The 12,943-nt window shown below is 70.1% G+C and carries 13 protein-coding genes; 4 read left to right on the forward strand and 9 right to left on the reverse strand.

What is annotated here, in order from left to right; all coding sequences use genetic code 11:
* Positions 1 to 17: 17 nt before the first annotated feature.
* From VGR32_RS09480 to VGR32_RS09495, 4 genes are read left to right on the forward strand one after another with little or no spacing between them, the layout of a single operon-like run.
* Positions 18 to 791, forward strand: a complete 774-nt coding sequence (locus tag VGR32_RS09480) for a tetratricopeptide repeat protein (RefSeq protein WP_327450021.1) — start codon at positions 18 to 20, stop codon at positions 789 to 791.
* Positions 792 to 802: 11 nt separating this feature from the next.
* Entirely contained in the window at positions 803 to 2,185 is a 1,383-nt protein-coding gene (locus VGR32_RS09485) for a PQQ-like beta-propeller repeat protein (RefSeq protein WP_414642906.1), read from the forward strand.
* A gap of 41 nt (positions 2,186 to 2,226) precedes the next feature.
* The gene (der, locus tag VGR32_RS09490; RefSeq protein WP_327450025.1) at positions 2,227 to 3,852 is read left to right on the forward strand and encodes a ribosome biogenesis GTPase Der; all 1,626 of its coding nucleotides are present in this window, start codon (positions 2,227 to 2,229) and stop codon (positions 3,850 to 3,852) included.
* A 2-nt stretch (positions 3,853 to 3,854) separates the two neighbouring features.
* The gene (locus VGR32_RS09495) at positions 3,855 to 4,475 is read left to right on the forward strand and encodes a hypothetical protein (protein ID WP_327450027.1); all 621 of its coding nucleotides are present in this window, start codon (positions 3,855 to 3,857) and stop codon (positions 4,473 to 4,475) included.
* 25 nt (positions 4,476 to 4,500) lie between these two features.
* Here VGR32_RS09495 and VGR32_RS09500 read toward each other — a convergent pair whose 3' ends face one another.
* The 9 genes from VGR32_RS09500 to rplI form a co-directional block, all read right to left on the reverse strand.
* Positions 4,501 to 5,256 carry an SDR family NAD(P)-dependent oxidoreductase gene (locus tag VGR32_RS09500; protein ID WP_327450029.1) on the reverse strand — a complete coding sequence of 252 codons (756 nt, stop codon included), beginning with the start codon at positions 5,254 to 5,256 and terminating at the stop codon, positions 4,501 to 4,503.
* Between the two features lie 37 nt (positions 5,257 to 5,293).
* On the reverse strand, positions 5,294 to 5,635 hold the full coding sequence (locus tag VGR32_RS09505; protein WP_327450031.1) for a VOC family protein: 342 nt from the start codon (positions 5,633 to 5,635) through the stop codon (positions 5,294 to 5,296).
* 6 nt (positions 5,636 to 5,641) lie between these two features.
* Positions 5,642 to 7,147, reverse strand: coding sequence for an amidophosphoribosyltransferase (gene purF / locus VGR32_RS09510; protein WP_327450033.1), 1,506 nt, complete (start codon positions 7,145 to 7,147; stop codon positions 5,642 to 5,644).
* A 26-nt stretch (positions 7,148 to 7,173) separates the two neighbouring features.
* On the reverse strand, positions 7,174 to 7,770 hold the full coding sequence (locus tag VGR32_RS09515) for a CvpA family protein (RefSeq protein WP_327450035.1): 597 nt from the start codon (positions 7,768 to 7,770) through the stop codon (positions 7,174 to 7,176).
* Between the two features lie 28 nt (positions 7,771 to 7,798).
* Positions 7,799 to 9,166, reverse strand: a complete 1,368-nt coding sequence (gene radA / locus VGR32_RS09520) for a DNA repair protein RadA (protein ID WP_327450037.1) — start codon at positions 9,164 to 9,166, stop codon at positions 7,799 to 7,801.
* Positions 9,167 to 9,235: 69 nt separating this feature from the next.
* Positions 9,236 to 10,267 (reverse strand): alanine racemase, encoded by a 1,032-nt coding sequence (alr, locus tag VGR32_RS09525; protein ID WP_327450039.1) that lies wholly within the window; start codon positions 10,265 to 10,267, stop codon positions 9,236 to 9,238.
* A 32-nt stretch (positions 10,268 to 10,299) separates the two neighbouring features.
* Positions 10,300 to 11,781 (reverse strand): replicative DNA helicase, encoded by a 1,482-nt coding sequence (locus tag VGR32_RS09530; RefSeq protein WP_327450041.1) that lies wholly within the window; start codon positions 11,779 to 11,781, stop codon positions 10,300 to 10,302.
* 91 nt (positions 11,782 to 11,872) lie between these two features.
* A complete protein-coding gene (locus VGR32_RS09535; RefSeq protein WP_327450043.1) occupies positions 11,873 to 12,241 on the reverse strand; it encodes a hypothetical protein in 369 nt (122 codons plus the stop codon).
* Positions 12,242 to 12,360: 119 nt separating this feature from the next.
* Positions 12,361 to 12,942 carry a 50S ribosomal protein L9 gene (rplI, locus tag VGR32_RS09540; RefSeq protein ID WP_327450045.1) on the reverse strand — a complete coding sequence of 194 codons (582 nt, stop codon included), beginning with the start codon at positions 12,940 to 12,942 and terminating at the stop codon, positions 12,361 to 12,363.
* Position 12,943: the final 1 nt, after the last annotated feature.

Genomic DNA, 12,943 nt, shown 5'->3' on the forward strand with positions numbered 1-12,943 from the left:
GTGGGGGCGACGCATCCGTGACTGACGTCTTCGAACAGGTCGAAGAGGAGCTGCGCTCCGAACGCTGGAAGCGGCTGGCCCGCAAATGGGGCCCCGTGGTCGGCGCCGTGCTGGCGCTGGCGCTGGTCGCGGCCCTGGCCTTCTGGGGCTGGGACAGCTTCAAGACCTCGCAGGGCGAGAAGGCCGCCGTCGCCTATGACCGCGGCATGGACGCGCTGCAGGCCAACGACGCGGCGGCCGCCGAGGTCGCCTTCGCCGAGGCGCAGAAGGTCGGCAACTCGGCCTACAAGGCGCTGGCCCTGAACCAGCGCGCGGGTCTGGCCCTGCAGCGCGGCGACGCCGACCAGGCGGTGGAGCTGCTGGATGAGGCGGCTCGCGCCGACCGCGACCCGATCCTGGCCGATCAGGCCGCGCTGAAGGCCGTGTGGATCCTGATGGATGAAGGCGCCACGCTGGAAGACGTCGAGGGACGTCTGGAGCCCCTGATCAGGGAAGGCCGGCCGCAGCGCGTGCTGGCGCTGGAAACCCAGGCCATGGCCCGCCTGCAGTTCGGCAAGACCGCCGAGGCGCGCCAGACCTTCGTGCAGCTGCAGCTGGGTCAGGACGTGCCGGATTCGGTGCGCCAGCGCGCCCAGATCGGCATCGCGGCCATCGACAACGGCACGGCGGCCGCCATCCCGAACGTGTTGCGTCAGCCCGTTCCCGCCGCGCAGCCCGCCCCGGCGCCTGCCGGCGCGGCGTCGGCCCCGGCTCCGGCCGCTTCCGCCCAGCCGGCGCCGGCCCAACGATGACTTTCGAGAGCATGCCCATGGATCGCCTGTTCAAGGTCGGCGCGGTCGCCGGTCTGGCCCTCGTCGTCGCCGGCTGCGGCACGGTTCAGCGGGTCCTGCCCTTCAACCTCGGGCGCAGCCCCGAGGCGGAAAGCGTCGCCAGCGCCGGCGAGCGCATTCCGGTCATCGAGTTCGATCAGGCCCTGGCCCCGTCCGCGGCGCTCGCCGGCCGCGACTTCTTCCTGCCCGGGCCGCAGGCCGTCGCGTCGTGGCCCAATCCGGGCGGTACGGCCGACAGTGCGGTCGAGCACGTCATCGCCGCCCAGAATTTCCAGATCGCCTGGCGCCGCGACATCGGCGCGGGCGCCGGTCGGACCAGCCAGGTCATGGCCCCGCCCGTCGCCGAGGGCGGCCGCATCTTCGTCATGGACGGCGAGACGGTCGTGTCGGCGGTCGACGCGCGCAACGGCGGCCAGATCTGGCGGGTGAACCTGCGTCCGGAAGGGCGTGAACGCGGCGGCTTCGGCGGCGGCGTGGCCACGGTCGGCGGCAGGGTGTTCGTCTCCTCCGGTTATCGCACTATGACGGCGCTGGACGCCGCGACCGGCGCGGTGGTCTGGCAGTCCCGCGTCGACGTGCCGATCCATGGCGCGCCGACCGTCGCCGGGGGCCGGGTCTACGTCGTCGACGTGGACAACCAGATCATCGCCTTCGACGCCAACACCGGCCAGCAGACGTGGTCGTATCGCGGCATCGTCGAACCGGCGCGCATCATGCTGGCGTCGGCGCCGGCGGTGACGGGCGACACGGTCGTGGCTCCGTTCTCGTCGGGCGAGCTGCTGGCCCTGCGCGCCTCCAACGGCCAGCCGCTGTGGCAGCGCGAACTGTCGCGCACCAGCCGCACCAGCGCCCTGTCGGAAGTACGCGACATCGCGGGTCGGCCGGTGATCTCGCGCGGTTTCGTCTACGCCGTCAGCCACTCGGGCATCCTCGGATCGCTGGACGCACGGTCGGGTCAGCCGCGCTGGCAGCTGCCGATCGGCGGCGTGCAGGCCCCCCTGCCGGTCGGCGACGTGGTCTACGTCGTGTCGAAGGCGGGCCAGCTGACGGTGATCAACCGCGAGAGCGGTCAGGTCTACTGGACGCGCGACCTGAACGAGGGGCGCGTGCGTCAGGTGGGCGGCTTCCTGGGCTTCTGGGACCGCACCGTCCGTCCGTCGTGGGCGGGGCCGATCCTGGCGTCGAACCGGCTGGTGCTGGTCAACTCGGACGGCGAGGCCGTGGCGCTCAACCCGAAGACGGGCGCGACCGAGGGCACGCTGCGTCTGGGTTCGCCCGCCTACGTCGCGCCGATCGCCTATGACGGCGCCCTGATCGTGGTCACGGACAGCGGCGAGCTGGTCAGCATCCGCTGATCCGGCTTCGCCTCGCGTCCAAACGGGTTTAGATCGGCGTCATGGCCATCAAAGTCGCCATCGTCGGTCGGCCCAACGTGGGCAAGTCGACCCTATTCAACCGGCTGGTGGGCAAGCGTCTGGCGCTGGTCGACGACCGGCCGGGGGTCACCCGCGACCGCCGCTATGCCCAAGGGAACATCGGCGACATCGATCTGACCCTGATCGACACCGCCGGGTACGAGGACGTCACCGACGAGAGTCTGGAAGCCCGGATGCGCGAGCAGACCGAGCTGGCGATCGACGACGCGGACCTGATCCTGTTCATGATGGACGCGCGCGAGGGCGTGACGCAGCTGGACCGCATCTTCGCCGACCGCCTGAGGAAGGTGCACAAGCCGGTCGTCCTGCTGGCCAACAAGTCCGAGAGCCGGGAGAGCGGCGGCGGGGTGGGCGAGGCGCACGCGCTGGGCTTCGGCGAGCCGGTGGCCCTGTCGGCCGAGCACGGCGAGGGCATGGCGGACCTGTACGCCGCCGTTCTGGCCGCCTCCGCCGACGTCTTCGTCGAGGAAGAGGAAGAGGCCGACAAGCCGATCCGCATCGCCGTCATCGGCCGGCCGAACGCGGGCAAGTCGACGCTGGTGAACCGTCTGCTGGGCGAGGACCGTCTGCTGGTCGGGCCCGAGGCGGGCATCACGCGCGACTCGATCTCGGTGGACTGGGAGTGGGAAGGCCGTCCGATCCGTTTCGTCGACACCGCCGGCATGCGCCGCAAGGCCCGGGTGCAGGAGAAGCTGGAGAAGCTGTCGGTCGCAGACACCCTTCGGGCGCTGACCTTCGCCGAGGTCGTGGTCCTGATGATGGACAAGGACAACGCCTTCGACATTCAGGACCTGCAACTGGCCGATCTGGTCGAGCGCGAGGGCCGGGCGCTGGTCTACGTGGCGTCCAAGTGGGATCTTGAGGAAGAGCCGCAGGCGAAGCTGGCCGAGCTGAAGCGGCTGGCCGAGGAGAAGCTGCCGCAGCTGCGCGGCACGCCGTTCGTGGCCCTGTCGGCGCACAACGGGCGCGGGGTCGACCGATTGATGCCGGCGATCATCCAGGCCTATGAGACCTGGTCGGTGAAGGTGAAGACCCGCGACCTGAACGACTGGCTGGCCATGGCGACCCAGCGCCATCCGCCGCCCGCCGTCGACGGCAAGCGCATCAAGCCGAAGTACATCGCGCAGACCAAGGCGCGCCCGCCGACGTTCGTGATGTTCTCCAGTCGCGCGTCGTCCATGCCGGACACCTACAAGCGCTATCTGATCAACTCGATCCGCGAGAGCTTCGACCTGGCCGGCACGCCGATCCGGCTGACCGTCAAGTCGGGCAGCGCCAATCCCTATGCCGAGGGCGGCGCCAAGTCGGGCCCGGAGCGGTTCAAGGGCGACGCGAAGACGGCGCCGCGCAAGGTGAAGAAGGCCGAGAAGGCCGAAGCGGCGTCGAAGCTGCCGGGCAAGGCGCTGGAAGCCAGGGTCAAGGCCGGCGCCAAGCCGAAGGTGAAGCCGCTGGGCGGGCTGAAGGCCAGCGCGTCGAAGAAGGCAGGGGCGGGCGTCTTCGTCGGCAAGGGCGTCCGCGGCGGTGCGCGCCAGGTGTCGCGGTCGGGAAGGGTTCGGACGGGGCAGAAGGGCGGAAGCCGGAGGTAGCGATGGCGGCGCCGCGCGGACTGGTCGTGGTGCTGTTTCTGATCGTGCTGGCGTTCGCTCTTTTCGCCGGCTGGTGGAGCAATCGGCGGACGGAATACTTTCCCGTGGGTCTGGCCGATGAAATGGCCGACTGCATCGTTCACGGGATTGAGCGGCCTGCCATGGGGCCGGACGAGGCGGAGGGGTTCGCCGATGCGTTGGCGGACTTCCGTGAGCCTTCGCTCTTTCGAAGGCCGGAACGGGCGGGGCGGTCGGTGCGGCTGACCTACCTGCCGAGCCTGATTGGGGATGATGTGGTGGTGCGGATCGATGCCCTGCCCGACGGTCGACAGCACATGATCGCAAAGCGCAAAACGTCCGGAGGGGACGAGATGATCGATCGGGTTCTAAGTCCTGCGGAAGCGGCGAACCTGGAACAGGTGCTGCAACGCACGGACTTCTTTTCGCTTCCACCCAGCGGCTGCTCGCCATTTCCCGACGGCGTTCAATGGATCCTGGAGGGATGGAGCCCCGCGACGGGCTATGCCTATCGGCAGAGACAGTCTCCGGAGCCCGGGGTCGAACGCACCTTGGGTCTCCACCTTGCGGGGCTGACGGGATGGACCTTGGAGCCCGTGTTCTGACCAACGGGAGGATCGACGGGAGCGACTAAACCAGCGCGCTGGCCGTCGGGCCGTCGCGCCAGTCCTTGAAGCTCAGGGTCAGCGGCGGCTCGCGGGTGGGATCGGCCAGGTCGACGATCAGGGGACCGATCTCGGACGGGTGGGGCAGGGTTTGCGGATCCTCACCCGGAAAGGCCTGGGCCCGCATCTGGGTGCGCATCGCGCCGGGATTAAGCACGCAGATGCGAATGGGCATGGTCTCGGTCTCGTCCGCCCAGCACTTCATCAGCACCTCGGCGCCCGCCTTGGTCGCGGCATAGGCGCCCCAGAAGGCCCGCGGGGCCGTCGCGACGGAAGTGGTCAGGTGGATCACCCGCGCGGCCGTCGACTGTTTCAGCAGCGGCTCCAGCGATCGGATCAGGCGGTACACGGAGGTGAAGTTCACCTTCTCGACCTTGGCGAACTGACGGGGGTCGGCGTGGCTGACCGGGGACAGGCCTTCGGCGCCGAGCGTGGCGGCCGCGTTGACCCAGACGTCCAGCCGGCCGAACCGCTCGAACAGGGCGCCGCCGAGGCGGTCGATGGCGCCGCCGTCCACCAGGTCGAACGGGATCAGGGTGGCGTGCCGGCCGGTCGCGGCGAAGACGGCGTCGTCCAGTTCTTCCAGCGCGCCCTGGGTGCGGGCGGCGGCGACGACATGGGCGCCGGCCCTGGCGAGGGCGAGAGCCGCCTCGAAACCGATGCCGCGCGACGCGCCGACGACCAGGGCGACGCGATCTTTGAGAGGGAGGTCGGAAGTCATGCGGGCTGATAGCCGCCCGCGACGCGGATCGCCAGCGTCAGAAGCCGGCCCTGGGCTGCCACAGGCTGACCCCCACGCCCTGGTCGTCGACGATCGACACCGAGAGGCCCGTCGAACTTTCCGACGGCACTTCGGCCTTGCCGCCGAGTTCGACGACCCGCTTGCACAGGTCGGCGACGTCCTCGACGCGGAAGTACAGGTGGGTGAAGACCTTGCACTGGCCCACGCGGATGCCGAAGGGCGGATCGCTGTCGGCGACGTGGGCGTAGGTGGCGTGCGAGGCCGCCTCGTCGAACGTCCAGCCGAACAGCGCGCCGTAGAAGGCGCGCGCCTTGTCGAGGTCGGGCGTGTCGAGCGTGAAATAGCCGAGCTGGATCATGCCAGCTTAAGCGCTGACCAGCAGGGAAAGTTGCCGCCCGGATTCTTCGCGCCCGCCTTCCTCGATCTCGCGATCCAGCAGGCGTGTGGGGTAGTCGCCGGTGAAGTAGTGGTCCGTGAACTGCGGGTTCTTCGCGTCGCGCGGCCCGGCTTCCATGGCCTCATACAGACCGTCGACCGACAGGAAGCCCAGCGAGTCGACCTCCAGATACTTCGTCATCTCCTCCAGCGACATGCGGGCGGCGATGAGCTGGTCCCGCTCGGGCATGTCGATGCCGTAGAAGTCGGGCCACAGGATCGGAGGGCTGGCGGAACGCAGGTGGACCTCGGCGGCGCCGGCGGCGCGGACGGCCCGAACCAGCTTCACCGAGGTGGTGCCGCGCACGATGGAGTCGTCGATCAGCACGACCCGCTTGCCCTCCAGCACCGCGCGATTGGGGCTGTGCTTCATGCGCACGCCCTTTTGCCGCGCGCCCTGGCTGGGCTGGATGAAGGTCCGGCCCAGGTAGTGGCTGCGGATGATGCCCATCTCGTAGGGGATGCCGCTTTCCTGCGCGTATCCCAGCGCGGCGGGCACGCCGGAGTCCGGGACCGGGACGACGAGGTCGGCCTCGACCCTGTGTTCGCGGGCCAGACCGGCGCCCATGCGCTTGCGCACCCCGTAGACGGACTTGCCGTTCACGATGCTGTCGGGGCGCGAGAAGTAGACGTATTCGAACAGGCAGGGGCGGGCGGGGCGGGCCGGGAAGGGCTTGAGCGACCGCAGGCCCTCGTGGTCGATGACGATGACCTCGCCGTTCTCGACGTCGCGGACGAACTCGGCGCCGATGGCGTCCAGCGCGCAGGTCTCCGACGCCAGCACCCATCCGTCGCCGACCTTGCCCAGCACCAGCGGGCGAATGCCCAGCGGATCGCGGGCGCCGATCATCTTGGTGCGGGTCAGGCAGACGAGGGCGTAGCCGCCTTCGATGCGTGAGACGGCGTCGATGAAGCGGTCGACGATCTTCGCCTTCCGGCTGCGGGCGATGAGGTGGAGGATGACCTCACTGTCCGACGTCGACTGGAAGATGGCGCCTTCGCCGACCAGCTGGCGGTGCAGGAAATGGAAGTTGGTCAGGTTGCCGTTGTGGGCGATGGCGATGCCGCCCTGGTCCAGATCGGCGAACATCGGCTGGATGTTGCGCAGGAAGCTGCCGCCGGCGGTGGAATAGCGGGTGTGGCCCACGGCGGCCGACCCGGGGAGCCGCTCCGCCAGATTGGCGCCGCCGAACGCCTCGCCCACCAGTCCCATGTGGCGTTCGGTGTGGAAGCGCTGGTCGTGGACGCTGGCGATGCCGCAGGCTTCCTGTCCGCGGTGCTGCAGGGCGTGCAGGCCGAGGGCGACGACGGAGGAGCCTTCGTCCCGGTCCGCGCCCCAGACGCCGCAGACCCCACATTCCAGCCTGAGCTGATCGTCGTCGGCTTCGCGCCAGTGGGGCCGGTGGACGACGGGATCGGCGATCGCATGCGACATCGTCGGGGCTCCGATGGCGGCGGAAACTACTTGGGGGCGGCAGGGCGCGAGGTATTGCCGGAATCTGTCCGGGGCAAGGCGTCGTCGCCGGAAAAACCTTGGCGCACGGACGAATTGACCACCGGCGTGACCGCGTCGAGACCGGCCCCGATGCCGGGCAGGACGATCTGGATCAGCCGCGCGGCGCCGGCGCTGACCGGCCAGGTCGCCGCCTTGCCCAGCCAGCCCGGCGTGCGCTCGCCCGGCATGGCGGCGACGATGACGAGATGCACGGCGCCGACCAGCACGAGGCCGCGCGCCGCGCCGACCAGCACGCCGAGGGCGCGGTCGACGCCGCCCAGATGAGGGTGCGCCTGCGCGCGCTTCGACAGGGTCGACCCGAAGATGCGGATGCCGAAGTAGACGATCAGGAAGCCGATCAGGGCCGCGAAGATCACGCCGGCCCAGTCCGGATCCACAAGGCCACGGCCGATCGGCGCCGTCAGCGGCAGGGCGATCAGGGTGACGAAGGCGGCCAGAACGAAGCTGAGCAGGGTGATCAGCTCACGCGTGGCCCCGCGCACGCCTCCGGCGGCCGCTGAGGCGATCAGGACGAGCAGGACGAAGACGTCGTATCCGGTCACGCGGCGCTCCGCCTTGGGTGTCGCGGCATCAATAGCGTCTCTGCGAGATTCGTTCGACCGCCTCGGCCAGCCGCGACACGGCGAGGCAGTCCATGGCGCCGCCCGCGCCCTGGGGCAGGGGCGCGCACAGCGCCTGGTCGAAGCCCAGCTTGGCGGCTTCGCGCAGACGGGCCTCGGCGCGGCCGACGGCGCGCACCTCGCCGGACAGGCCGATCTCGCCGAAGACCACGCAGCCCTGAGGCAGGGGCTGGTCGACGGCGGAGGAGATCAGGGCGGCCGCGGCAGCCAGATCGGCGGCCGGCTCGTTGATCCGCAGGCCGCCGGCCACGTTCAGATAGACGTCGCGGTCCCCCAGCGAGAGGCCGCACCTCGCCTCAAGAACCGCCAGCACCATGGCGAGACGCCCGGAATCCCATCCCACGACGGCGCGGCGCGGCGTGCCGTAGGCGCTGGGGGCCACCAGGGCCTGAATCTCGACGAGCACGGGGCGGGAGCCCTCGATCCCGGCGAAGACGGCGGCGCCGGGCGCGCGGTCCTTGCCCTCGCCGAGGAAGAGGGCCGAGGGGTTGGACACCTGCCGCAGGCCGGAGTCGCCCATCTCGAAGACGCCGATCTCGTCGGTGGCGCCGAAGCGGTTCTTGCCGGCGCGCAGGATGCGGAAGGGATAGCCCCGCTCGCCCTCGAAGCTGAGGACGGCGTCGACCATGTGTTCGACCACGCGGGGGCCGGCGACCTGACCGTCCTTGGTCACGTGCCCGACGAGGATGACGGCCGGACCGCCCGACTTGGCCAGCCGCACCATCTCGCTGGCGCAGGCACGGACCTGGGTGACCGACCCGGGACCCGCTTCATGCACGTCGGACCACAGGGTCTGGATCGAATCGACGATCACGACGTCGAAGCGGTCGCGCTTCAGCGTGCCGAGGATCTCACGCAGCGCCGTGGCGGAAGCGAGTTCGACCGGGGCCTTCTCAAGACCCATGCGACGCGCCCGGCTGCGGATCTGCTCCACCGCCTCCTCGCCGGAGATGTACGCGACGCGACGGCCTGACTGGGCGGCGCGGCCGGCCACGTCGAGCAGCAGGGTGGACTTGCCCACGCCGGGGTCGCCGCTGAGCAGCAGCGCCGAGCCGGGCACGATCCCGCCGCCGCAAACGCGGTCGAACTCGGCCACGCCGGTCTGGATGCGCGGCGGCTCGGGGTTTTCGGATTCGAGGCTTTCGAACTGCAGACCGCGCGAACGCGAGGTGGCGGCGGGCTTCAGCGCGCCGGGCGGGGCCGACTGGCGCTCCTCGACGATGGAGTTCCACTGTCCGCAGGCGCCGCACTGGCCCGACCACTTCGCGTGTACCGCGCCGCAGGACTGACAGACGTAAATCGCGGAGTCTTTCGCCATGAGACCGGCTTACAGCAGTCCGGCCGCGCGGGGCAGGGGCGGGTTCGGAGCCTGCGACCGCTTCTGTCGTCAGACGTGAACCCGGGGGATGCGGGCGCCGACGGACGTGAGCAACTCCCAGGCCACGGTGCCGGCGGCCGCGGCGGCGACGTCCAGCGGTCGGTTGGGCCCGAACAGCTCCACCTGGTCGCCGACGGCCACGTCCAGCCCGGTGACGTCGACGGCAAGGACGTCCATGGACACGCGGCCGACGATCGGGCGAAGCTCGCCGCCGACGAACGCCCGGCCCGCGGGGCTGTTGGACCTCAGCACCCCGTCGGCATAGCCGGCCGCGGCGGTGGCGATGCGCGTCGGCCGATCGGCGACGAAGCCCCGCGAATAGCCGACGCTCTCTCCGGGGCGGACGTCTCGCACCTGCAGGACGTCGGCGGTGAAGGTGGCGACGGGGCGGATGCGCGCGTCGGCACGACCTTCCGGCCCGCCGCCGTACAGGCAGATGCCGGGTCGCACGGCGTCGAAGGCGAAGTCGCGCCCGAGGAAGCAGCCGCCGGAATTGGAGAACGACCGGACGGCGCGGGGCCAACGCGTCGCGACCGTCGCGAAGGCGTCCCGCTGGAGGCGATTCATGGGGTGGCCCGGTTCGTCGGCGCAGGCGAGATGGCTGAGAACCAGATCGACGCCCTCGACGGTTTCCGGAGCGTCGTCGACCCGGAAGCCGAGACGGTTCATGCCGGTGTCGATCTGCAGGCCGCAGGGCCCGCCTCCCGCCGCACGCCATTCGGTCAGCTGATCGTTTGAGTTCAACACCGGCTTGAGCCCGGCGTCCCTGAGCCGCGGAGCACGACCCGGCGCGCAGCCGTCGAGGACGTAGATGACGGCATCCGGACCGAGCGCGGCGCGCAGGCCCTCGCCCTCGGCGGCGCGGGCGACGAAGAAGGTGCGCGCCCCCTCATGCATCAGACGCCGCGCAACCGCGGCGGCGCCCAGACCATAGGCGTCGGCCTTCACGACCGGATGCACCGGGACGCCCGAAACGGTTTCCAGCGCCCGGTAGTTGGCGGCGAGGGCGTCGAGGTCGACGGTCAGGCGGGCGAGGCTCATCCCCGCCTTATGCCGCACCTGCGAAGACGCCGCTATTCGTAGCTGGTGTTGTCCCAACGGTTGTCGCGGGCGAGGTTGCCGAAGCGCGTGGTGTCGGCGTCGAAGCTGAGACGGACGGTGCCGATGGGGCCGTGGCGCTGTTTGCCGATGATGACCTCGGCCATGTTGCGCAGGCGGTCCATGTCCTCCTGCCACTGGAGATGCTCGGGCGAGCCCTCCTGCGGCTCCGTGCGTTCCTTGTAGTAGCTCTCGCGGTACACGAACATCACGCAGTCGGCGTCCTGCTCGATGGACCCGGATTCCCGAAGGTCGGACAGCTGGGGCCGCTTGTCGTCGCGGCTTTCGACCTGGCGGGACAGCTGCGACAGGGCGATGACCGGGACGTTCAGCTCCTTGGCGAGAGCCTTCAGACCGCCGGTGATCTCCGACACTTCCTGCACGCGGTTCTTCTGGCCGCCGGCGTCGCCGGTCGTGATCAGCTGCAGGTAGTCGACGATGATGACGTCCAGCCCGTGTTCCATGCGCTTGAGGCGACGGGCGCGGGCCGCCAGCTTGGACATGGCCAGGCCGCCGGTGGCATCGATGAACAGCGGGCTTTCGCCGATCTCGACCGCCGCGTCGCGCAGGCGGCCGTAGTCGACGGCGTCGATCTCGCCCTTGCGCAGCTTGTCGGACGGCACGCCCGACGCGTCCGCCAGAATGCGCATGGCGAGCTGCTCGGCGCTCATTTCCAGCGAGAAGAAGGCGACGACGCCGCCCTCGACCGTCTTGCGGCCTTCCGGCGTAGGCTCGTAGCGATAGTTGCGGGCTATGTTGAAGGCGATGTTGGTGGCCAGCGACGTCTTGCCCATGGAGGGGCGGCCGGCGAGGATCAGGAGGTCGGACTTGTGCAGGCCGCCCAGCTTCTGGTCGAGATCGTCCAGATGCGTGGCCAGGCCGGCCAGCTTGCCGTCGCGCTGGTACGCCTCGGCGGCCATCTGCACGGCGCCGGCGAGGGCGGTGGAGAAGCCCACGAAACCGGACGACGGCTTTCCGGTCTCCGCCAGGGAATAGAGCGACTGCTCCGCCTGCTCGATCTGGTCCATGGCGGCCGTCTGCGGATCGGGCGCCTCGCGCATGATGTCGCCGCCGATGCGGATCAGCTCGCGCCGCAGCGCCAGGTCGTAGACCACGCGGGCGTAGTCGGGGGCGTTTGCCGCGGGCGGCGCTCGGTCGACCAGGTCGGCCAGGTAGCGGACGCCGCCCAGCTGCTGGAAGGCGGGGTCCTGCTTGAACCGCTCCATCAGAACCGTGGGATCGGCCAGCAGGCCCTGCCGGACGTGATCCTCGATCGCCTCGTACAGCCGTTGATGGAAGGGCTCGTGGAAGTGCGCGCCCTTCAGCCGGTCGGACAGGCGCTCGAAGACGCCGTTGTCGAACATCAGCGCGCCGAGCAAGGCCTGCTCCGCCTCGAGATTGTGCGGAGGCGCGGCCACGACGGGCAGCTCGGGGGTGATGGGGGCGAGGGCGTTCATGGGGAGCCGAGGTTTACCCCTGCCCGCCGGTCACGTCAGGATCGGTCGCCCGTTCCTTTGGGGGCGGACGCCTTCCGCCTGTGGATGCGCGTCAGCGGCAGGGGTGACGCGAGGCGATCCAGGAGCGGACGCCGTCGGTCACAGTCATGCGGCGACGACGCTCCGCCGGAATGCCGTTGAAGTAGTCCAGGAGCTGCCGGGGATTGAGGTTGAGCCGTGCGGGCGGGCAGGCGGGCGGCGTGCGCCCCGCGGCGCGGGCGTCGCGGATTTCCTGGCCGACGGTTCTGAAGGCGCGCTCGGCCTCGCCCTTGAGGCGGTGGGCCTCAGGATTCAACATGGCCGTGGCGTTGAGCGGAATGCGGTTCGCGCGGGTCACGAAGTCGTCGAGCGTCATCGCCGACTGCGCGAGGGCCGAGCCGGCGATCAGGCAGGCGGACAGGAAAGCGGCGAGGCGATGCATGGAAGTCGGTCTCCCCCGGACAGGCATCGAAGCTGCGCCGTCGTAGGCGGCGGAATTAGGGCATGAAAAAAGGCGCGCCCGCATCGGCGGACGCGCCTTCGTTTCGCGGAACGGACCGATCAGGCCTGTTCGTAGACTTCCTGCTGACCGGCGCCGCCGGCGATCAGGTCCTGGGCCGCTTCTTCCGCCGCGGCGCGCTCGTCGGAGAACTGCGAGGCGATGACGTCCTCGCCGCGCGCCTGACGCTCGGCCTCGTCTTCCGAACGGGCGATGTTGATCTTGACCGTGGCGGAGACCTCGGCGTGCAGGCGGACCGGCACCTCGTGGACGCCCAGCGTCTTGATCGCGGTGTTCAGCACGACCTGCGAGCGCTCGACCTTCGCGCCCGAAGCCTGGACGACCTCGGCCACGTCGCGGCCGGCGACCGAACCGTACAGCTGACCGGTCTCACCCGCCTGGCGGATCATGACGTAGGTCTGGCCGTCGATCTTGTCGGCGATCTTCTGGGCCTCGGCCTTGTTCTTCTCGTTGCGGGCCTCGATGGCGGCGCGCTCGACTTCGAAGGCCTTCAGGTTGGCGCTGGTGGCGCGACGGGCCTTGTCGCGCGGCAGCAGATAGTTGCGGGCGAAGCCGTCCTTGACGGTGACGACGTCGCCGATGGCGCCGAGGTTCTCGACGCGTTCGAGCAGAACGACCTTCATC

The organism is Brevundimonas sp., from assembly GCF_035935935.1.
In the GTDB taxonomy this organism is placed as follows: domain Bacteria; phylum Pseudomonadota; class Alphaproteobacteria; order Caulobacterales; family Caulobacteraceae; genus Brevundimonas.

Excerpts from the sequence above, each read along its gene's own strand:
- der (WP_327450025.1), top strand. The coding sequence starts at position 2,227 with ATGGCCATCAAAGTCGCCATCGTCGGTCGGCCCAACGTGGGCAAGTCG.
- alr (WP_327450039.1), bottom strand. The coding sequence starts at position 10,267 with ATGAGCCTCGCCCGCCTGACCGTCGACCTCGACGCCCTCGCCGCCAAC.
- VGR32_RS09535 (WP_327450043.1), bottom strand. The coding sequence starts at position 12,241 with ATGCATCGCCTCGCCGCTTTCCTGTCCGCCTGCCTGATCGCCGGCTCG.
- VGR32_RS09505 (WP_327450031.1), bottom strand. The coding sequence starts at position 5,635 with ATGATCCAGCTCGGCTATTTCACGCTCGACACGCCCGACCTCGACAAG.
- radA (WP_327450037.1), bottom strand. The coding sequence starts at position 9,166 with ATGGCGAAAGACTCCGCGATTTACGTCTGTCAGTCCTGCGGCGCGGTA.
- VGR32_RS09530 (WP_327450041.1), bottom strand. The coding sequence starts at position 11,781 with ATGAACGCCCTCGCCCCCATCACCCCCGAGCTGCCCGTCGTGGCCGCG.
- rplI (WP_327450045.1), bottom strand. The coding sequence starts at position 12,942 with ATGAAGGTCGTTCTGCTCGAACGCGTCGAGAACCTCGGCGCCATCGGC.
- purF (WP_327450033.1), bottom strand. The coding sequence starts at position 7,147 with ATGTCGCATGCGATCGCCGATCCCGTCGTCCACCGGCCCCACTGGCGC.
- VGR32_RS09495 (WP_327450027.1), top strand. The coding sequence starts at position 3,855 with ATGGCGGCGCCGCGCGGACTGGTCGTGGTGCTGTTTCTGATCGTGCTG.
- VGR32_RS09485 (WP_414642906.1), top strand. The coding sequence starts at position 803 with ATGCCCATGGATCGCCTGTTCAAGGTCGGCGCGGTCGCCGGTCTGGCC.
- VGR32_RS09500 (WP_327450029.1), bottom strand. The coding sequence starts at position 5,256 with ATGACTTCCGACCTCCCTCTCAAAGATCGCGTCGCCCTGGTCGTCGGC.